19 protein-coding genes are annotated in these 21,086 nt (G+C 35.4%); 13 read left to right on the top strand and 6 right to left on the bottom strand.

Annotated elements, in window-relative coordinates:
* Position 1: 1 nt before the first annotated feature.
* Both BKP35_RS14235 and rpmA read left to right on the top strand, forming a co-directional pair.
* The gene (locus tag BKP35_RS14235) at positions 2–334 is read left to right on the top strand and encodes a ribosomal-processing cysteine protease Prp (protein ID WP_071314020.1); all 333 of its coding nucleotides are present in this window, start codon (positions 2–4) and stop codon (positions 332–334) included.
* Between the two features lie 13 nt (positions 335–347).
* Entirely contained in the window at positions 348–638 is a 291-nt protein-coding gene (gene rpmA / locus BKP35_RS14230; RefSeq protein WP_071314019.1) for a 50S ribosomal protein L27, read from the top strand.
* A 416-nt stretch (positions 639–1,054) separates the two neighbouring features.
* On the opposite strand, the gene BKP35_RS14225 is transcribed toward rpmA, so the two are convergent.
* The 3 genes from BKP35_RS14225 to BKP35_RS14215 all read right to left on the bottom strand — a co-directional run bounded on the left by BKP35_RS14225 (position 1,055) and on the right by BKP35_RS14215 (position 4,099).
* Positions 1,055–1,948, bottom strand: a complete 894-nt coding sequence (locus BKP35_RS14225; protein WP_071314018.1) for a glycine betaine ABC transporter substrate-binding protein — start codon at positions 1,946–1,948, stop codon at positions 1,055–1,057.
* Between the two features lie 118 nt (positions 1,949–2,066).
* A complete protein-coding gene (locus tag BKP35_RS14220; RefSeq protein WP_071314017.1) occupies positions 2,067–2,900 on the bottom strand; it encodes an ABC transporter permease in 834 nt (277 codons plus the stop codon).
* On the bottom strand, positions 2,900–4,099 hold the full coding sequence (locus BKP35_RS14215; RefSeq protein ID WP_071314016.1) for a quaternary amine ABC transporter ATP-binding protein: 1,200 nt from the start codon (positions 4,097–4,099) through the stop codon (positions 2,900–2,902). Before BKP35_RS14215 ends, BKP35_RS14220 begins: the two co-directional genes overlap by 1 nt.
* Before the next feature lie 138 nt (positions 4,100–4,237).
* Between BKP35_RS14215 and BKP35_RS14210 the strand changes: the two genes are divergently transcribed.
* From BKP35_RS14210 to BKP35_RS14190, 7 genes are all read left to right on the top strand, one after another.
* Positions 4,238–4,450 (top strand): hypothetical protein, encoded by a 213-nt coding sequence (locus BKP35_RS14210; protein WP_071314015.1) that lies wholly within the window; start codon positions 4,238–4,240, stop codon positions 4,448–4,450.
* Positions 4,451–4,512: 62 nt separating this feature from the next.
* On the top strand, positions 4,513–5,253 hold the full coding sequence (locus BKP35_RS14205) for an MBL fold metallo-hydrolase (RefSeq protein ID WP_071314014.1): 741 nt from the start codon (positions 4,513–4,515) through the stop codon (positions 5,251–5,253).
* 213 nt (positions 5,254–5,466) lie between these two features.
* A complete protein-coding gene (locus tag BKP35_RS14200; RefSeq protein ID WP_071314013.1) occupies positions 5,467–8,418 on the top strand; it encodes a PD-(D/E)XK nuclease family protein in 2,952 nt (983 codons plus the stop codon).
* Entirely contained in the window at positions 8,415–11,882 is a 3,468-nt protein-coding gene (locus BKP35_RS14195) for a UvrD-helicase domain-containing protein (RefSeq protein ID WP_071314012.1), read from the top strand. The genes BKP35_RS14200 and BKP35_RS14195 overlap by 4 nt, the downstream gene beginning before the upstream one ends.
* Before the next feature lie 753 nt (positions 11,883–12,635).
* Positions 12,636–12,800 carry a YrzI family small protein gene (locus tag BKP35_RS19010; protein WP_084031674.1) on the top strand — a complete coding sequence of 55 codons (165 nt, stop codon included), beginning with the start codon at positions 12,636–12,638 and terminating at the stop codon, positions 12,798–12,800.
* A gap of 128 nt (positions 12,801–12,928) precedes the next feature.
* Positions 12,929–13,078: a YrzI family small protein gene (locus BKP35_RS19005; RefSeq protein WP_169819236.1), complete on the top strand. Its 150-nt coding sequence runs from the start codon at positions 12,929–12,931 to the stop codon at positions 13,076–13,078.
* Between the two features lie 314 nt (positions 13,079–13,392).
* Positions 13,393–14,214, top strand: a complete 822-nt coding sequence (locus BKP35_RS14190; RefSeq protein WP_071314011.1) for an HAD family hydrolase — start codon at positions 13,393–13,395, stop codon at positions 14,212–14,214.
* A gap of 180 nt (positions 14,215–14,394) precedes the next feature.
* Here BKP35_RS14190 and ald read toward each other — a convergent pair whose 3' ends face one another.
* From ald to BKP35_RS14175, 3 genes are all read right to left on the bottom strand, one after another.
* A complete protein-coding gene (gene ald, locus BKP35_RS14185; RefSeq protein ID WP_071314010.1) occupies positions 14,395–15,519 on the bottom strand; it encodes an alanine dehydrogenase in 1,125 nt (374 codons plus the stop codon).
* 406 nt (positions 15,520–15,925) lie between these two features.
* Positions 15,926–16,138, bottom strand: a complete 213-nt coding sequence (locus BKP35_RS14180) for a KTSC domain-containing protein (RefSeq protein WP_071314009.1) — start codon at positions 16,136–16,138, stop codon at positions 15,926–15,928.
* A gap of 230 nt (positions 16,139–16,368) precedes the next feature.
* The gene (locus BKP35_RS14175; RefSeq protein ID WP_071314008.1) at positions 16,369–16,599 is read right to left on the bottom strand and encodes a thioredoxin family protein; all 231 of its coding nucleotides are present in this window, start codon (positions 16,597–16,599) and stop codon (positions 16,369–16,371) included.
* Between the two features lie 291 nt (positions 16,600–16,890).
* On the opposite strand from BKP35_RS14175, the gene BKP35_RS14170 reads away from it, so the two are divergent.
* From BKP35_RS14170 to BKP35_RS14155, 4 genes are all read left to right on the top strand, one after another.
* Positions 16,891–18,648, top strand: coding sequence for a globin-coupled sensor protein (locus BKP35_RS14170; RefSeq protein WP_084031672.1), 1,758 nt, complete (start codon positions 16,891–16,893; stop codon positions 18,646–18,648).
* A 702-nt stretch (positions 18,649–19,350) separates the two neighbouring features.
* The gene (locus BKP35_RS14165; protein WP_169819235.1) at positions 19,351–19,665 is read left to right on the top strand and encodes a hypothetical protein; all 315 of its coding nucleotides are present in this window, start codon (positions 19,351–19,353) and stop codon (positions 19,663–19,665) included.
* 52 nt (positions 19,666–19,717) lie between these two features.
* The gene (yidC, locus tag BKP35_RS14160) at positions 19,718–20,506 is read left to right on the top strand and encodes a membrane protein insertase YidC (RefSeq protein ID WP_084031671.1); all 789 of its coding nucleotides are present in this window, start codon (positions 19,718–19,720) and stop codon (positions 20,504–20,506) included.
* Positions 20,507–20,681: 175 nt separating this feature from the next.
* On the top strand, positions 20,682–21,017 hold the full coding sequence (locus tag BKP35_RS14155; RefSeq protein WP_084031670.1) for a rhodanese-like domain-containing protein: 336 nt from the start codon (positions 20,682–20,684) through the stop codon (positions 21,015–21,017).
* Positions 21,018–21,086: the final 69 nt, after the last annotated feature.

Here is a 21,086-nt window from a genome sequence, read left to right as displayed (position 1 = left end):
CATGATTACGGTAAAAGTTGTTCGCGAGTTAGACAACAAAATTGCGTCGTTTGAAATGAAAGGCCATGCCGAAGCTGGTCCGCATGGACAAGATATTGTTTGTGCAGGTGTTTCAGCCGTTTCTTTCGGAGCAGTCAATGCAATCGATAAATTATGTAATGTTCAACTAGAAGTAGATATGGAAGACGACGGTGGCTTTCTCCGCTGCACAGTTCCAACCGATTTGAACGTGCAAACTTATGAGAAAGTGCAGCTTCTTTTAGAAGCAATGGTTGTCTCACTTACTTCAATTAGTGAACAGTACGGTAAACATATTAAAATTAGGGAAACCTAGGAGGTGAATTCTCATGTTAAAAATGAACCTTCAATTTTTCGCATCGAAAAAAGGGGTAGGTAGTACAAAGAACGGTCGTGACTCAATCTCGAAGCGTCTTGGTACGAAACGTGCTGACGGTCAAGCTGTAACTGGCGGATCAATCTTAGTTCGTCAACGTGGTACACGTATTTACCCAGGTGTAAACGTAGGTAAAGGTGGAGACGACACTTTATTCGCTAAAGTAGACGGCGTTGTTAAGTTTGAGCGCGTTGGTCGTGACAGAAAGCAAGTAAGTGTATACCCAGTAGCACAAGAAGCTTAATAGCTAAAAAAAGTCCTAACCAATTGGTTAGGGCTTTTTTGATATTGTAAATATAAAAAGCGTGTATTAATGAAGTGTTCAATGCGTATGAAAAAGGAACTAACTGTAAAATTCATGCACAATGAAGCGCTCAATGCTCACGGAAAAGGAATTAACTGTAAAATTGGTGCGTATTGAGGTGTTCAACATGCATAAAACTGTAAAAAACGTGCGCGTGAGGCGTTCAATATGCACAAAAAGGAACTAACTGTAAAATACGTACACATTGAGACGCTCAATATGCACGAAAAAGGAATTAACTGTAAAATACGTGCATAATGAAGCGCTCAACCCCTACACTACAACTAAAAACCCGGCTATGCAACAACATAACCGGGCGCTAAACACAACTTTATTTACAGTTACCTCAGAATCAGCTATTCACCTTTCATTTCAGCAACTTTATCTTGGTTGTTATCAATCCATTCGCGAGCAACTTCTTCTGCAGAGCGTCCGTCATCAATTTCAACGATCATTTGCTCAATGTCTCCAACATCAATGCTCCAATTACTTAAAAATTCATATGCTTCTGGAACACGTTCTTGAAATTCAATATTTGTTAAAACGTGAACTTCTGAAGTTGCAAAATGTTCTTCCTGACCTTCTAACACTTTTAAGTCATAGTCAACGAACATTGGATGTGGTCTCCACCCAAGGAATAATACTGGTCTATCCCCACCAATGTTTCTAGCCGCTTGTGCAAGCATACCACCTTCACTTGAAGCTACATAGTCTAAATCTAAATCAAATTCTTCGATCATTTCTCTAGATGTTAACGTCATGCCGGCGCCTTCTTCAATGCCGTATATCTCACCGTCAAAAAGATCTTCATTTCCTTTAAGATCTTCAATAGAATTAACCTCTTCTACATAAGTAGGAATTACCCAACCTAATTCACCATCAGGGTAACTTACCGAGGTACTATCAATGTTATCTCCAAACTGTTCCATATAACTTTCGTGCATATCCGGTAACCATGCATCCATAAAAGCATCAATATCTCCACGAGATAACCCTGTATAAACCCCACCAGCATCTGCTTCGATTTGGTTAACTTCATATCCCATGTCTTCAAGGATTAACATTGCAATCGTTGTAGGTGGTATTGTACTTGTCCAAGGTGTTACTCCAAAAGTAATTGATTGATCTCCTACATCTTCAGCAGGTGCTGTATCGTCTCCAGGTGTTTCCTCTGGTGTTTCTGCTGGTGCACAACCAACGATTAATAAAAATGCAACAAACGTGAGCAACATACATTTCAACTGTTTCATAATTAAATCCTCCTCGTTTTTTCTTAAAAATAAATGTTGATACCTAAATTTAAGTCTTTCATGATTTACGATAATCTTACAAAATTATTTTTCAACAATAGGCGTTTTTTTAAACTAACTACTTCGTTTTTTCACCAATACCTTGTGTAATTCTATCTAAAACAATGGCTAGTACAACAATACCTAAACCACCTGTTAAACCTAAACCGACATTGACCCTTGAAATACCAGCTAACACGACAGAACCTAAACCTGGTGCACCGATCATTGAAGCAATAACAGCCATCGAAAGAGCTAACATGATCGTTTGGTTAATACCGGCCATAATTGTTGGTATTGCCATTGGTAATTGTACTTTTGTGAGCATTTGCCAATACGTTGATCCGAATGCTCGAGCAGCTTCCACGACATCCGTAGGCACTTGTTTTATTCCTAATGTTGTCATCCTAACTGCAGGGGGGGTCGCGAATACAAACGTTGAAATTACAGCTGGTACACCGCCTAAACCAAACAATAAAATCGCTGGAATTAAATAAACAAAGCTTGGTAATGTTTGCATAAAATCTAATATAGGCCTTACTATACTATTTACAATCGGGGACTTCGCACTCCATATCCCAATTGGAATTCCGATGACGATGGAAAAAAGTGTTGCTACAATAACGATGGCTAAAGTTTGCATTGCAGCATCCCATAGTTCAACAGAGCCTAAAAATAGTGATCCAATAAAAGTGAAAACAGCAATCCCAACTCCTGCGTAGCGCCAAGCTAAAAAAATTAATATTAATGCCATAAGCTCAGCTGGGAGAAACAGTAATAAGTTTGTAACCCAAGAAATAAATGTTCCAACAATATTACTAATCGAGTCAAAGAACCCACCTAATACAGGGATTAACCATTCATTAACAAAACGATTCGTCCATTCTTCTAAAGGTAGATGGAAGTAATTCATTAGTCAGTCACCTCTTCCTTGACTTTACCGAAAGTTAATCCGGATAAGATTGACACTCGAACGATAATTCCTTTAAGTTTTTCGTCTTCTACCACAGCGATTGGGTACTTTGTTTCTGTAGCAATTTGAATCAAATCATTTAACGGTGTATCCGGTGATGTTGTATGGTAGTCATGGATGAGTACATCTTCTACCCAAGAATTATTTTTATAGGCTTTAATCGCATCATCGATCGTTAATAATCCTTTTAGGTTTTTCTGTTTATCAACAACAAAAATACTTGATAGGCCTGCATCTTCCATTTTTTTAATTGCAGCTCTTGCGCCTTCTTTCCAAGTTGTGATAACATCAGGTTTTTTCATAATGTTTGATGCTACTAATACTTTCGAACGATCAACATCCTCAACAAAGCTTGAAACATATTGGTTCGCTGGATTTTCTAAGATTTCTTCTGGAGTACCAATTTGGACAATATGTCCGTTTTTCATAATCGCAATTCGATCGCCTAATTTAAGGGCCTCATCAAGGTCATGTGTAATAAATATTATCGTTTTTCCTAATTTACTTTGTAAGGTTAATAATTCATCTTGCATTTCTTTTCTAATAAGTGGATCTAGTGCGCTAAAAGCCTCATCCATTAGTAAAATATCGGTATCATTAGCCAAGGCTCGAGCTAGTCCAACTCTCTGTTGCATCCCACCACTCAACTCATCAGGATAGCTGTCTTCATACCCTTTCAAACCAACATCTACAATAGACTTTAATGCTCTTTTGTTGCGATCCTCTTTTGGAACATCTTGAATTTCTAAACCATATTCAACATTAGTAGTAACTGTACGATGAGGAAAAAGAGCGAACTTTTGGAATACCATGCCTAACTTTTTTCGGCGAGTATTCATTAGTTCAGTTTTATTCATCGTCGTTATATTTTGCCCGTCGATTAAAATTTCACCAGCAGTTGGTTCAATTAAGCGATTAATTAAGCGAATTAATGTTGATTTACCACTTCCTGATAACCCCATAATGACAAAAAATTCGCCTTCTTCGATTTTAAAACTCGCTTGATTTACACCGACTGTTAAGCCTGTTTCATCAAGGATTTTTTCTTTACTTTGCCCTTCTTTTAAGCGTTTTAAGCCTTCTTTCGGGTTGGACCCGAAAATTTTCGTTAAATTTTTAACTTCAATTTTATTCTCCATCATCAATTCTCCTTTTGGCGAATTATCTATAGGTTATAATTTGCTACTTTAACGTTAATATTCTCCTTAGCATGAATAAGTTGCGTAAAGTTTATTGAAAATAAAAATGAAAGGAAATTAAAGAAGGAGGACATATTTATGAAAAAATCGTACAAAGATTTATTAAAAAAGCAAATTAATTCAATTTTAAAAGAAACGGATAATCCAGCGATTATTCAAGACGTCACAGATACAGAATTCGGTGTTATCCCAGGAGAACTAGATAAACAAGCATTTCGCAAAAGAAATAAAGATGATAAAATAACGAGAAATAGTACTGACGGAAAAACGTGGAATAGGGTAGAGGAGTAGTTGTAGATAGGTTGTGACCCTTCTGACAACAACTTAAACCCTTATAAAAAGGAGTGATTTTTTTGAAACTAACGGTAGTTGGTCAGTGGGGTGCCTACCCTGAAGCGAATGAGGCAACTTCATGTTATTTATTAGAGCACGAAGGTTTTACATTGTTAGTTGATTGTGGTAGTGGTGCGTTATCGCAATTGCAAAATTATTGCAGTTTGGCAGAAATTGATGCGGTAATTATTTCGCATTACCACCATGATCATATTGCAGATATTGGTTGTTTGCAATACAGTCGCCTGATCGATCAACAATTAAAAAAGACAGAGCAGTCACTTCATATTTACGGGCATCCTTATGACCAAGCTGAATTTCAGAAATTAGCAAAACCCCCACATGTTCTGTCATTTATTTATAATGAGAACAATTATTCAAGTGTTGGCCCGTTTCGAATTACATTTATGGAAACTGATCATAAAGTTAAGTGTTTTGCGATGCGCTTTGAAGTTGGCGGAAAGGTGCTTGTCTATACTGCCGATAGTAGCTATATGAAAGAGTTTCATCAATTTGCAAAAGATGCTGATGTATTTATTTGCGAAACAAGCTTTTATAGTGGTCAAGACGGAAAACCGTACGGTCATATGAATAGTATTGATGCGGCAACCATTGCCAAAGAAGCAAATGTGAAAACATTAATGCTTACTCATTTGCCTCATTTCGGTGATCAAAAGCAATTGGTAGATGAAGCGAGGTCAATTTTTACTGGAGAAGTGCTATTAGCTAGTAAGGGGTTAAAAATTGATCTTGATAATTAGTTTGAAGTCTACAAAGATCTTCCTATGTTTGAAGGTCTTTTTTTGTTGGATAGAGTTATACAGCGAAGAGAAGGAAATTGCCCTCCTTTTACAACTTATCTTGATTGTAAACGAGATAATGGTATAATTAATAGAACATATATTCCCTTTTGCTATTTCGTTATATGGATAATTCTAGTATAATTGACTTAAGTATAACTAAGGAGTGATTGAATGCTCATTGTAAAACCATCACCACTGCAAGCCGTAGCAAATGTTGATAGATTAAACGACTGTTTTCAAAAGCAAAAAGATATCGGTAAGCCAGTTTATTACATATTACCTTCAAATAAATACTTACAAGCGGCTAGGAAACGAAAAGCGGGGATCGCTTTTAAGACATTTGATGATTTAGCCGATTTGATTTTAAAGAAAGCAAATATCAATTATTTTCCAGCTTCTGAAAGTGAGAGAACATTGTTTTTTCAAGAGCTCATGTCAAATGAGCAAAATCGATTTTTACAAAATGCGGAGGAACTTCGTCATAAGGCGAAAGCATACGCTGAAACATACGGACAGCTAAAACGGATGGGTTTAAAAGTAGATGAACTCCCAGCCCATTTTCAGCAAATGGAAGCAGTTTTCAAAGAATATGAATTGAATTGGGTAAAAATACGACGTCTTCTTGACCCGGAAAACCGTATCCATGAAGCTGTTTCTTTAACGAACCTTGAAGATATTGAACTTGGTGGAATTGTCATTGATGGATATTTAGATTTTAGTACATTGCAATATATGGTCATCTCTTACTTCGTATCGCTTGGGTTTGACATTACTATATATCTCCCACAAATAAAAGGTGTAATGATCGTTACAGAAACAGAAAATGAGTTAAAGAAGTTAGGTTTTACGATCATGAGTGATGCCGTTACCGTTGAACCTGACACTGAAAAACCTCACATTGAACTAAAGTCTGCAACAACGATCGATGAGGAAATTAACGGAGTATTAGAAGAAATCGTCATAAATAATCACCAAGTACCATTTTCAGAAGTAGGAATTTTAATCGTTGATGAACGGTCATATTTAGAAAAACTTAAAAAGACGGCCAATGATAAAAACATTCCTTTAAAGCTACCACAAAAAAAGCGATTAAAAGACACGCTCTTTTTTCAATTCATTTATCAATCATTATTGAAGCATAACGGAAGATTTTTAAACCGTTGGGACCGAATTGATTTAATTGATACCTTACTTCGGTTACAATTTTTAGAAAGTGTTGACTATATGAATTTTAAAAAAGCGTATATTGAAACAGGTGCCTTGCCTGATGAATGTACCGAAAAAGTAGAAGAAATGATTACTTATCGAAAGTCTGTTCCGAAAAAAGCAAGCTTAGTCGATTATTTAAAATCACTGCAAGAGCTTTTAGAAACGAACTATTTCACAGCCATTTGGAAAGAGAGATTCGCGGTAGAAACAAATACAGAAAAGTTACAGCAAATTCGCTTAGAATGGAAGGCTTATGAGCAATTTAATTCTTTTATGACGACAAAGATAACAATGTTAGAAAACCAAGGACTCGATGATTTGAACGTTCACTATCACATTTTCGTTGAGTGGTTGTATGAAGGACTCGAGTCATCAAGTTTATACATAGAGAGGGAACCGGTCAACGGTATTGCACTTCATTCATTTCGAGATGTCGCCTTATTTCAAGGAGCGTCATTATATGTTTTAGGAATGAATGAAGGTAAGTTTCCGAAAGGGCATAAGTTAAGTGGATATTTCCAAGAAAGTGATTTGAATAATTTACCGATTCCGTTTGCTAGCCCGTCAAGGCGGCTTTTCCGAGAAAAAGATGATGCATTTTTCATGCAACTATTTAGTGTAGCAAGTCATTTGTCTTTTTCTTATGTAGTTGGCGTCGATCCTCATAATCCATTACTTCCTTCCGTTTACTTAGAACAATGGAAGCCGATAATTGAAATGCGAAAGTATAGCGCAACGGAACGTTTTGCATCGAAAACAAGTGCGTCTTTACAGGAATATGAAGAAAAAATCGCCTATCATCACGGAATTGGTAAGGATGTACAACATTTTCCTGATCATCTAAAAAGGATAGCAAAAGTTATTAAAAAACTCGAAAAAGGTGAAGAATTTGTTTCAACAACTTGGGAAGAGAAATTAAGGAAAGATAGATTCCCAGTAACGATGTTGGAGAGTTATGCGGCTTGTCCATTTAAGTATGCACTTGAGCGAGTTTTAAATGTGAAAGAACCAACGGAAAAACAAACGAATTTGGACTTTCGTGATGTTGGTTCAATGCTCCATACGATCATCGAAAAGTTTTATAAACAGCAAAACTTAGTCGGGAAACCTTTTGCAACTTTCACAGAAGAGCTGAAAGAAACTGCGGAATCGATATTAATCGATATTTTTGAAGAAGAATGGGCAAAAGTTGAAGCCAATCACTTAGATTTTTCGAAGCTACAACTTTCGATTGAAAAAGAAGAATGGTTGAAAAAGCTTAAAAAGTGGTGGTTTGCTGAGAGAAAGCATTTTTGGGAAAATCGCAAACTCAAAGAAATGCATTTATTTCGTTTAGAAGAGAAAGTTGAGCTTGACATTAAAATTGATGAAGACACAACTGTAACATTGTCTGGAAAAATTGATCGCATCGATATAGACGAGCACGGTTTTGTCATCTATGACTATAAATCTGGTTTTGCTTCTTTAAACTTTCAAAAAGAAGTTCGACCAGGCTTGAAGTTACAATTACCACTTTATTTAGTTGCGATGCAAAACCGTTTAGAAAACGGACACTACGAAATTGATTTATCAAACCTTTTTGCTGAGATGCCTACTGATATTACTGCCCACGGCGCCTCTTATATTTCATTACGTGAGCCTGCAAAACGAGCCGGGAACAGTGTTTGGCGCGAAGAACATTTCGGATCGAAAAATGCATTTGGTATACATTCGAGCGCGACGAAAGAAGAAACACTAGAAGCTGAAGCACTGCTCGCTAAATACGAGCTGAAAAAACGGTTAAAAGATCTTTGGGAAGGAAGTAGCAACGACTTTTCGGTAAAACCACTTAAATGCATGAATAACTGTGTGTATAAATCAGTGTGTCGGGTAACACAAGAACAGATCGAACAAGGAGAGGGGGAGTGGAAATGAATTTTAATAAAGAGCAAGAAGCGGCGATATATAGTGAAAAACCATTAGTTGTTATCTCTGCTGGTGCCGGTTCAGGGAAGACTCGTGTATTAACAGAGCGTTACGTTTATTTGTGTGAAAAAAAATTACAACAATATCTTCAAAAAGAAGCAACTACAACGATTGGAGCAGCAGTAGAAGAGATCGTAGCGATTACGTTCACTGAAAAAGCGGCTCGTGAGATGAAAGATCGAATTCGTGGCCGTGTTGAAGAAATTCGGAATAACGTTGAAACACTATACGCCAAAAAAGATCAAGAAATTGCCGTGAAGTTTTGGCAGGAGCAAAAGGAAGCATTAGATTCAGCCTTAATTACAACCTTTCATAGCTTTTGTCATAAATTATTACATGAATATGCTTTTGAAGCGGACATCCCTCCGAGTTTTCAAGTGCTAGATGACGTTCAAGCGAAGTTAATGCAGATAGATATTTTTGAGGGGATGTTTGACTCACCAGAATATCATCGCGAGTGGCATCCTTTGTATCGTTATTATACTCGTGATCAATTAAAAGAATCGATCAAAACTGTTTATGGGCAAATGAAAGAAATCATTACTTCCGTTTCATCAGTTGAACAATTTTTTGACTGTGAGACGATTATCGAAATGCAATTAAAAGCCATCGAACAATCTCAAAAAGAAGTACTTTACCAGTTTTATCAATCGGCACGTCCATATGTCATGGAATTGGATGATAGTCAAAAAGCACAAAAGAAAATTGTCGATCATTTCTCTTTTATATCTGATAACTCTTTTGAAAATCCGACTAGTTTGTACGAAGAGTTAAAGGAGTCGATGCCAAAAAGAATATCAAATAGCTGGCAAGAAAGTAACCCACCACTTTATGAGCTTTATGAACAGTTGTTTAAGCCGTTAAAAGAAACTTGGAAAACTTTAACGGGTCCATCTCCTGAAGAAATCGAAGAATTGAAACAAATAATCAAACTTTTTGTTCATATGCTAGCTGTCTTTCATGAAAAGTATGACCAGGTAAAAAGAGAACGGGCGGCGATGGATTTTTCCGATTTACAACAAAGAGCGATTAGTTTATTAGAACGACCTGAAGTTCAAAATGATTGTCGAAAAAAATATCGACATATGATGGTCGATGAATTTCAAGATACAAATCAACTACAAATGAACATGTTGACATATATTAAACCGCAATATCAGTTTGTCGTTGGTGATGGAAAGCAATCGATTTATCGCTTTCGTGGCGCAGATGTTAGCTTAATGAAGGAGCTAGTTGAACGATCTAAGCAAGAGCTAACCGGAGAATTTATAAATATGAGTACAAACTATCGAACTTGTGATAGTATTATTCAATTTGTTAACTTTGCATTTAATGAAATTATGGGCAGTGACGAATCGAGTAGTGGTCCTTCTTATAAAATTTCATATTCAAACATTAATAGTCATCGCAATGGTCCAAATGAACAACAGTGTCGCGTTGAAATGATTACAGTGCCCCCAGAGCCAGAAGTAGATGAGGAACAAGAACAAGAGCAAGGACAACAACAAGAACAAGAGCATCAGTCAGAGTATGAAGTGATTGTGAATCGTATGATTGGTTTAATGAAAGAACAACAACCGATTGTTTCAGATAAACATAGTGATGAGGAAATTTGGCGTGCCCCAACTTGGAGTGACTTTGCGATTTTAATTCAAACAAGGTCGAAACTAACGAAGCTAGAAAAAGCTTTAAAAGATAAAGCGGTTCCTTATGTTGTTTACGGTGGAATTGGCTTTTACGAAAAACAAGAAGTTCGCGACATGTTGAATCTTTTAAAATGGGTGAACCGTCCGTGGGAATCTCTTTATATTTTATCGTTACTAAGAAGTCCGTTATTCGGAGTTTCAATTGAAGGCTTTTTAGCGATTGATGATTGTCTCGATGAAGAAGTGAGTTTAGCTAGTTATATTTATGAAGGTGTATTTGTAAATGACGAAAACATAGATGACGAACTTCGAGGTGCCTTAACTAAGTTAAAACAATTTTACGACCGTTGGGTCCCGTACGTTCCACAAGCTTCTAAAAGTGAATATTTACAGCATCTATTTGAACAGTCAGGACTAAAAAAACAACTGTTGTTACAAAGAAATAATTTGCAACAAGTGAAAAATGTCGAGAAACTAATTGAAGTATTGGCTCAATTTCAAACGGCATCCTTAGATGAACTACTTGAACAAGTAAAACAATTAGCTGCTTTATCTGACAAAGAAGGAGAAGCTGAAGTAGAGTTAGCTGAAGGAAATATGGTTCATATTATGACGGTTCACGCATCAAAAGGCTTAGAGTTTCCGATAGTTTTTTTACCGGACTTAGCGAAAGCACAAAAAGGTGATTCAGGAAGTATTCGTTTTGACAAAGATGTTCGTCTTGCTGTCCAATATAATAAAGAAAAAGAGAACGATCCGTTGAAAACTGACAAAAAATCTTCACCCTCATTTGAACGAATTAAACAAGTAGCGAAAGATCAAGCCGTAGAAGAAGCAAAAAGGTTATTTTATGTGGCGACAACAAGGGCGAAAGATTATCTCGTTCTTTCAACGGTCGATAAACGTTCAAAAAATTCCTGGTACGATATGCTTTTAACAGCAAGTGAGCAAAGTGGTCAATTAAATCATTATATTAACGAGAATTGTTCGATTCCGGAGCAAAATGAGTGGATTGAAGAGGGCGAGTTATATTCTCCACCAACCATTGTCGAACACAATAACATCCCAGTTACCTTTTCTGTTTCAGAAATTATGGCATATATGAATGATCCGTTGAAGTACTACTATAAATATATTGTAAAAGTTGAAGACGGTTGGTTGGAAGATCAAGAAGAAAACGATGAGAAAGACCGCTTTGAAAATTCAGAGCATCTTCTATCAGGAGCAACGGTCGGGACAATCGTTCACCGAGCTTGTGAACTTCTCGATAATGGGTTTCCGTTAGATGAAGCGAAAGAAGAAGCATTAGCAATCATCGATGACGAGTTGAACAAACATAAGTATGAAAGAGAGTTGGATCATTTAGTAGAAAAATATGAGCAGCTTACGCAACTAAACATCGGTAAAACCGTTGCCAATGAGTGGGCGTTTTCAGTTGAAATTGAAGGAGCTATAGTGATCGGCGAGATAGATAAAATCGTTGAAAAAGACGGACAGTATCATTTAATTGATTTAAAGACAAATAAAGCAGTCAATTATGATCAATTAGTAACCTACTATACCCCTCAACTTTATTTGTATAAATTAGCATTTGAAAAAGTTTACGGTGAAAAAGCCAGCGAAATGTCACTGTTTTTTATGAGGGCAGGCAAAGAAGGCTTAAAAACCATTACATTCGATGATGCGGTAGAAACTCAAGTTCGTGAGACCATAAAAAAGTTAACTTTCTTGAGACGAAACTCAGTTTCAAAATCTGACTTTCAATAAAATGGATCGTTTTAAAAAAATGGGTCACAGTATACATTTTCCTATCGTGCGATTTAGGAAATTTTGCGATTTTGTATGTAAAAAGGCGGGTGCTTTTGCGAACGAACGTCTGAGATTCGTTTGAAGATCAAGGTGAAGTGAGGGAAAGCACCCGCCTTTTCCAGATGGTGACGGATACCGCCATGATCGCTGTTTGCAAAATGTGAACAATTTATGAAAAGATAAAAATAATTCAAATTTGTGTTTACAATTAACTAGTTATTGGATATAATTTCCTATGAAAGATAAAATTAACTGAAAGGAGCTGAACGAAATGATTTTTACAATCTCAATTCAAAATAACAAAACTAAATATTTATTTCGTTCGGTATCTGAAGCGTAGATTTTATTAGACAGTTTTAAATCTAATTATAAAGCCACAGGTCCGTAACGACCTGTGGCTTTTTATATAGCATGTGCAGTTTATTTTGTGCTGTATGAATACTTTTTCAATATTTTTATGTGTTTTTCGCCACAGGGAAGTTTCCTTGTGGTTTTTTCATGTTAATCGACCGAATATACATTGCTGACCAAGGCGCTTGCGCTTTTCTTGTTATATTCAGTCTTAAGACCGATAAAAATCCCATCCATCCTGCGTCTGTATGAAATTGGATTTATTTACCTTAAACTAAGAGTAGAAAGAAAAAAGGAAATGTCAGTCATATTTAGACTGTTCATTAATATAATTAAATTTTGCAAGGGAGGTGAGAACATATGCTATTCAATTTATTCGCTTTTACAATCACTGTTTCTAAACGTCAATATTCAAAAGCTGAGATTAACAAAGCCAATCATATTAATCAGTTAGAAGCGCAATTCAATGAGTTAAAATCAAAACAAATGGATCAACATGTATGGAACTATTTAGGTAGAATGTAATTTATTAATAAATAAATGAATAGGGGGTTTTGATAATGACGATGATGATTTGTTTTCCAGTATTATCTTGGTACAAAAAGGTGAAAGGCTTAACCTAATGATGTGAAATTATGAAGGGAGGTCTTGGTATGGTAGTTCATTTATTTATTTTTACCATAACCATTTCAAAGCGGAAATTTTCTGTTGCGGAAGTTGAACGTGCTCACAAAGCACAATTAAACGAGCGAATTTTACAAGAAAATAAACAGCGCTGTATATCTGTAAAGCATATAATATAAAATAAAAAAGGATTAGCCAATAATGGTTGATCCTTTTTTTGTATGTGACGGCACCTGATTTCGTGAACGAGCCTCTGAGATTCGTTGGAAGGTACTCCTGCGGTTACTCGTCGCAAAGCTGCAAGAAGTAAATTCTAAGATGTATCTCATGATGTAATTGAGGTCAGTAGCTTTGGTGACGGTTACCGTCATGGACGTTTTGTATAGAAATCATCACAAGTTGTGGGAAAATTCTATCTATAGTGTAATTACTTGTTTTCTTAAAGAAGATATACTACTCTTTTATACATAGAGAAAGGAAGTGGCAGTACATAATGGAGCATATGTTTAAAACTGGTGAATTATTTGTATTTGATTTAGATGGAACATTATATGAAGGAACTGATCATTTTGATTATTATGCAAATCGGCTTTTAATAGATGTACCAGAAGAAAATAAACAAGCGTTTCTTGCTGACTACGAAAAGATGAAAGCAGGAGATCATCCTGTCAAAATTGGAAAAGCTTATGATGTAAAACAAGATGCGATATTAACATTAGACCCAATAACGTTAAGCGTCGTAAAAGTTCAAAATTGGGGCGGAGATGTTTGGCCTGATGAAAAACGTGAGGAACTTTACCATGAGAAATTAAAATTTGACTTTGACAATATGATCGCCATAGGTGACGGTTGGTGGTTGCCATTTGCAGCGGCTAAACATCACGGAGTTGGAAATTGTTACCCTCGCTATGTGGAAACAAAAGAATATATGGTGACAGAAGCGTTTAAATTAGAGCCAATTCCTGGGGTAAGTGAAGGACTAGCCAAATTAAAAGAAAATAAAAAAATCGTTCTTGTAACAAATAGCGACATTGATGATGTCGGTAGGCTATTGAAGGAATTAAACTTAGACGGGATTTTTGAACACATTGTCACTTCGGCAAAAAAACCATCGAAAACCGATGAAATTTTTGAGAAGCTAGTAGAGCAATACGAAGTAAAGCCAGAGCAAGTTGTTTCAGTCGGGGACAATTTTATTAATGAAATTGCGCCAGCCTTGCAAAAGGGTATGAAAGCGATTTATATCGATCCCCTTAAACCAGAATTTAAACATGATAATTTATTAATTGTCAGCAGTTTAGGCGATTGCTTTTAAAATATATTAGATGGTGACGGTTAAATCGTCATGCGTGTTTTGTATGAAAAGTGACAGACATTTTTATTCAAGATGGTGAAAGTACTTGCACAAAACACCAACAAAAAAGGAACAAACTCCATTTTGAGCCTGTTCCTTTTTCAATCCAACTTATATTTGTTTAAACAAATGCGTTTCTAACTAAATTCTATGATGTAATGCTTCTGAAACAGGTACGTAATCGTACCCTAAGTCTTTTGCGATCACGTCATAAGTGATAGAGCCGTTTGCAACATTGACTCCAAGCTCTAATGATTTATTTTCTATAACAGCGTTATATACGCCTTTATTAGCAATCTGTAGTGCATAAGGAATCGTTACATTTGTTAACCCAATTGTCGATGTACGTGGAACTGCACCAGGCATATTGGCAACAGCGTAATGAACAACACCGTGTTTGTCATATGTTGGATCACTATGTGTTGTAATGCGATCAACTGTTTCGAAAATACCACCTTGGTCAATTGCAACGTCAACAACTACTGACCCAGGAGACATCGTCTTAATCATTTCTTCAGTAACGAGTTTTGGAGCTTTTGCACCAGGAATTAATACTGCACCAATGACTAAATCTGATTCTGCTACAGCTTGAGCAATATTTAATGGGTTAGACATTAATGTTTGAATGTCGTTTCCAAAAATATCGTCTAGTTGACGCAAACGTTCCGGACTTAAGTCAATAATTGTTACGTCAGCGCCAAGTCCCATTGCAATTTTAGCAGCATTGGTGCCGACGACACCGCCACCAATTACAGTTACTTTTCCACGTTTAACGCCAGGGATACCACCTAATAAAATTCCTTTTCCGCCGTTGTTTTTTTGTAAGAACTGTGCCCCGATTTGAGAAGCCATACGACCGGCTACTTCACTCATTGGAGTAAGTAACGGCAGTGTGCGATTAACTTCTACTGTTTCATAAGCGATCGCAATAACGCCTTTGCTTGTTAATGCTTTTGCAAGCTCAGGCTCAGCTGCTAAGTGTAAATATGTAAATAAAATTAATCCTTCTCTAAAATGATCATACTCAGAAGAGAGTGGTTCTTTTACTTTCATGACCATTTCCGCTTTATCCCAAACCTCTGCAGCGCTATCTAAAATTTTCGCTCCAGCTTCTACAAACGCTTCATCAGTGAAACCGCTTCCAATACCGGCGTTTGTCTCAATAAAAACTTCATGACCTGACTTAATAAATGACATAACTCCAGCAGGTGTAATAGCAACACGATTTTCATTGTTTTTTATCTCTTTAGGTACACCAATAATCATTATAAATCCCTCTTTTTCATTTAAAATTTTTCTCTCCTAACTTAGTATAAATCGTTTTCTATACAGTAATCAATCAATTTTCACTGTTGTTATAAAAAAACTTTTCCATACAAAACCCTCTTGACGGTCCTTCACAATCTACTATGCAAAATCTCGGTCGATTTCTCTCGCTTCGCTGTAAACTTCTGACGAATTTTAGAGGCTCACTCAATAAAATCAACCGAGCATTTCTTTTTTATACATAACCCGCATGAAGTTGTAGCTTTACCATATTAAAATGTAAAAGTCATGTTTGTTGTTTCCAAAAAACCAATTTTAATACAACAGAAGCTGAGCAATCAAAAAGGTATTTTATTCGTCTGGTGTTTACGAATAAAATACCTTTTCTTGATTAACCTCAAGCATATCAATGAAGTTTACGTTTATCATATTTAATTGTTAGTCGATCTTTTACGTACTTACTATGGTCATCAGCGGATAGAAAACCTACATAATCAACCGGCATTACATCATAATAAACGTAATAATCGCCATTCGTGAAACGAATATATAACTGGTGAGTAATGTCATCATAAGTGGCAGATTCAATATCACGGGAATTAAAATTTGTTGTTTCCATAAGGTTACCTCCTCTTTAAAGGCTTTTTCGAATAATTGGCTTAATTAACATTGACCGCAGATGAAAAAACGTGTTGGAAGTTCTATATGTATCATTCCCATTTATAATAATGAAAAACATAATTTATCTGAGTGAATTTCATAATCACCTCAAATGAGCCATATAGTTACTTAATGGCGATAATATTGAATTATGAAATTCATTAATCTAGGTAATCTTTTAAAATCAACTTAATGTATGAGTCGGCAAATATCCTCAGTTGATAATAGCTTTCCGCTTGATACAACCTGTCCATTTACAACAAGTGCAGGAGTATAAACTACTCCAAATTTCAATACGTCTGGAAGGTAGTCAATTCGTTCAATATTTGCATAGATGCCTTTTGTTTCAATCGCTTCGAGTAAGCGTTTTTCAAATATTTTACAATTTATACATGTCGTCACTAGTAGTTTGATTTGCATATTAAAAACCTCCCATGCAATTTTTGCTTATCTTTAGTTTAAAGCAATTTAATAGTGAAATAAGAATTGATATCTGACAATGGTGTGAAAAAAATATTACAATTTCTAGAACTAATCATTCAAACTATTATTGAAAACAGTGTGAAATAAATATGATAAAATAAAGAACTTTTTTATTTTTATTAGGGAGAAAGTAATATATAACTTGAAAGATTCATTTAGAAAGATAAAATGAAAGTAAGTGGGGAATAAAGATAACTAAATTTAATTAGTTCAAGGGGAGGAACGTCATTGTTTTTTACAAAAAAAATTGATGTTGATAAGAAAATATCTTCAATCGAAAAAACAGATATAAAATCAACTGAACGGATGGAAAATAAATTAACTTATTTACAACTTACGAGTAGTGATCTTGACAATGTGAAAAAAATTGATTCAATTATCGATAAATATTGTCACGATATCACAGAAAGACATTACGGTATGATCGAAAAGTTTGCAAATTTACAAAACATTATTGATCAACACAGTACAAAACAGAGGTTATCCAAAACTTTTGTCGAGTATTTAAAATCAATTCCAAAAGCTAAAATCGATGAAGATTACATAGCTAGTCGTGTGAAAATCGGAGATATTCATAGTAAAATCCGGTTAACACCTGAATTTTATACTGGATCATATATCCGAGTTTATGAGTATCTAGTGCCAAGTATCGTTAAAGAGTTTGGTGGGCAACCAGAAAGATTAGCTGACATTTTATTAAGTTTATTAAAGTTTATTACGTTAGATTCACAAATTGTCCTTGAGTCTTATCAAGAAGGAAATGATTTTAAAGTTGTATCAAATATAAGTTCTGTTGTTGAGCTTATTACGAAGATTAATAAAATGAAGGATTTATTAGCTGTTGTTGATCTAACTGTCAATGAAGCAGAAGCTGTCGCAGCTGCTGCAGACGAACTTGCGATTTCGGTTGAAGAAGTCGCAACGAATGCGATTAATGTGTCAGAGAATGCCGAAGAAACAATACGCCAAGCTAATAATGGTCAAAAAGTCATCGAAGAATCATTAAACGGTTTTCTTTCGATGACCGAAGATTTTTCTGAAACAAAAGGTAAAATTAACAGTCTTTTAAAAGAAATTCAAAACGTGACGACGGTTGTTTCGTTTATTCGTGATGTATCTGAACAAACGAACTTGTTGGCATTAAATGCTTCTATTGAAGCAGCCCGAGCTGGCGAACATGGCAAAGGGTTTGCCGTTGTAGCAAATGAAGTTCGTAAATTATCCGAACAAACGAATACATCTGTACAAAAGATTACTTCAACGATTCAAACGATTCAGGATGAGGCGAAAGAAGTGGATAACAATTCAGATCGTATGTCTAGACAGCTTTCAGAAAGAGTCGATAAAACAAGAGATGCCATCGATGTTCTTGATCAAATAATTACAAGAATTGAAGACGTCGGTGGAGCAACCTCTAATATTGCCGCTATTGCCGAAGAGCAAAGTGCAGCAACACAAGACATCACCTCGAGAATTAACGAAGTATTAAACCATGTCGATGAAATAAAAACGGTAACTGTGGAAACGGGCAGTAACATCTATGATGCAAGTTTTAATGTAAATGAACTAAGAAAAGAAGTTTTAAAATCGATTCCACGTCTTAACGGAGAAAATTTATTAAGAGTAATGAAAACCGAATACGAGACTTGGAAATGGTGGATATATAATACGATGATAGAATTTCATGATTTAAGCTCCGGAGATATTTCTCTACACGAGGAGAGTCGTTTAGTTACGTGGTTTAATACGATGAAAAAGGATCCGCTTATTCACTCACAATCCGTCTTTTCGACAGCTGAAAAGTTGCATAATGATATCGTAATGTTATCACAAGAGGCGATAGAACTAATGAAGCAAGGGCGTCTAGCTGAGATTAATTCAATATTAGAAGATTTAGAATCGAAAACAGTAGCCATTCAAGAATGTCTTGATGAGTTAAGTATAGGAATTACTGAAAAGAAAACAGGCCGACGGTACAAAAGCTAATAACACAAAAGTAGATTAATGAATTTCATAATTAATATTATCGCCATTAAGTAACTATATGGCTTGATTTAGGAATTATGAAATTCACTCAGATGAGCTTATGGAAGCAATAATTTGTTTCTATAAGCTTTTTTTGTATGGAAAGTTGGAAAACGAGGAATGAAACAAGAAAACACAATGCTAAACTAACCTTTGCTTCTAAAGAAAACGAAGGTACAAAAGTAAAAATCACATTTTCATAAATAATAAAATAGGGGTTGTTCTCGAAAACAGTTTTACTTGTTTAAAAAGTAAAGATATTTTTTAAAAAAATCCTTTGAAAAAATTTTATAAAAGAGCCAAATGACCAATAGATGTGTCATTTGGCTTTTTGTATGTAGAATGTCCGGATGATTTCTTGAGTGAGCCTCTGAGATTCGCGATAATATGCTCCTGCGGTTACTCGTCGCAAAGCCGCACGATGCCTATGCTAGGAAGTGTGACATGATGTGATTGAGGTCAGTAGCTTCACAGCGAAGAGAAGGAAATCATTCGCCTTTTTCCATATCAGATAATGAAGGCGATCAGTTATGAGGGTTTTTTATGGAAAAACTTTGATAGTTGGAAAGGTATAAGTTAGAAACATGGAAAGAAAACATCGAATTTTTATGTAAATTTCAATGTTCTTGTATGGAATTGAAGATGTTGGAAAAAATACTAAGTATGACATTCAAGAAGGTAGGTGCAAAAATGAGAAAAGTCTCAATGAGTATTGCTGGATTTCTTTTTATTGCTTGGATTGTGGCTTTACTAGTAAATATTGATATTTATCGAAAAACGAATATTGAGTTAAACGTTTTTGGGCCAATTACAGATGCAATTCTTTTAATGTTAATCGCCGTAGTTATCTATATTGTTGTAGCTCTTTATAGTGGTAAGTCTAAAGCAACAACAAAATGGGTGAATGGTAGCTTGTTTATATTAGGGATTTGTGCAGTGTTTTTCATCTCGTTTTTTTATGTAGCTACCTTTCGTTAACTTGCAATGATGTAATATTAATTTTGTGATGCATTTGAGGAGGAAATGAAATATGGAGGATACTCTCCGCCGGTTTTTTCGTAAAAAAAGGGTTTGCAATTTTATTTTCATTATTTTTGTCATTTTCTTAACAGGTTGTAGTATGAATACGACACCAATTACTGCTGAGAGCCCAGGTTTCTTTAACCATTTTCTCGTATATCCGTTTTCATGGCTATTAATGAAAACTGCTCTTATATTTGGAGATAGTTACGGGTTTTCAATCATATTAGTTACTATCTTGATAAGAGTTATGTTATTACCAGTAATGATAAAACAGACAAAAAATATGAAAGCGATGCAACAGCTTCAACCAAAAATAAATGAATTAAAAGAGAAGTATAGTGATAAAGATGAAAAAACACAAAAAAAGTTGCAAGAAGAAATGATTAATTTGTTTCAAGCAGAAGGAGTTAACCCGATAAGTAGTGGTTGCCTTCCTGTTTTAATTCAAATGCCGATATTGCTTGCATTTTATTACGCAATTATGAGAACGGAGGAAATAGCACGGCATTCGTTTCTTTGGTTTGACTTAGGTGCACCTGATCCATTTTATATATTACCGGTATTAGCTGCGGTAACTACGTTTATTCAAATGAAAGTTTCGGCAGTACAATCTAGCGCAAATAATCAGTTAGCGGTTTTAAATAATATCATGCCTTTGATGATTTTATTTTTTGCGATCAACTTTCCATCGGCTTTATCTCTTTATTGGGTAGTTGGGGGTGTGTTTGGAATCGTCCAAACGTACTTCATCAACGCTGATCGATCAAAACCGGAACAAGAAACCGTGAAAAGTTAAAGAAGCTTAACTGAAGTCGTCGAGCAAATGGTACTTAGCACTAAAAAATAGAAACTCGACCAATAATATTTATAGAAAAAAGTATATTCAATTTAAACATTTCTCTTGGCGAAAGGATAAGAATTTACTATAATAGTCTTTATGACACAATACGCTAAACAATAAGGTGAGAGCGATGTATATTTTCATATTTACTATTATAGTAGTTATCATGTTTTATTTATATCAAAGACATTTTCCTGTATGGCAAGTACCTAGTTTGGAGGATTTTTGCCATAATGCTAGTGAAAAGAATGTTGTCGTTGTAGATGTTAGAGATTATCAAGATGCATCACATAAGCCAGTTCAAGGAGCATATAACCTTCCTTACGCTTATTTGAAACGACATCACAATCAAATTGCAAAAGGGGAAATTGTCGTTGTGGCTTCCGATCCAGTTTTAAAAAATTTAAGTATCCGCTTTTTAAAAGGACACGGCTTTAAAGTAATTGGCTATCAATTAATTAAATAGCCAAACTAGGCAACTACAAATCGGTAAAGAATATTTACTCTACATTTTACTATCACAAAAAAGACTATT

Source organism: Anaerobacillus arseniciselenatis, assembly GCF_001865995.1.
GTDB classification, from domain to species: Bacteria; Bacillota; Bacilli; order Bacillales; family Anaerobacillaceae; genus Anaerobacillus; species Anaerobacillus arseniciselenatis.
The sequence above is the reverse complement of the archived record's forward strand: the minus strand, read 5'-3'. Positions and strand labels throughout refer to the sequence as shown.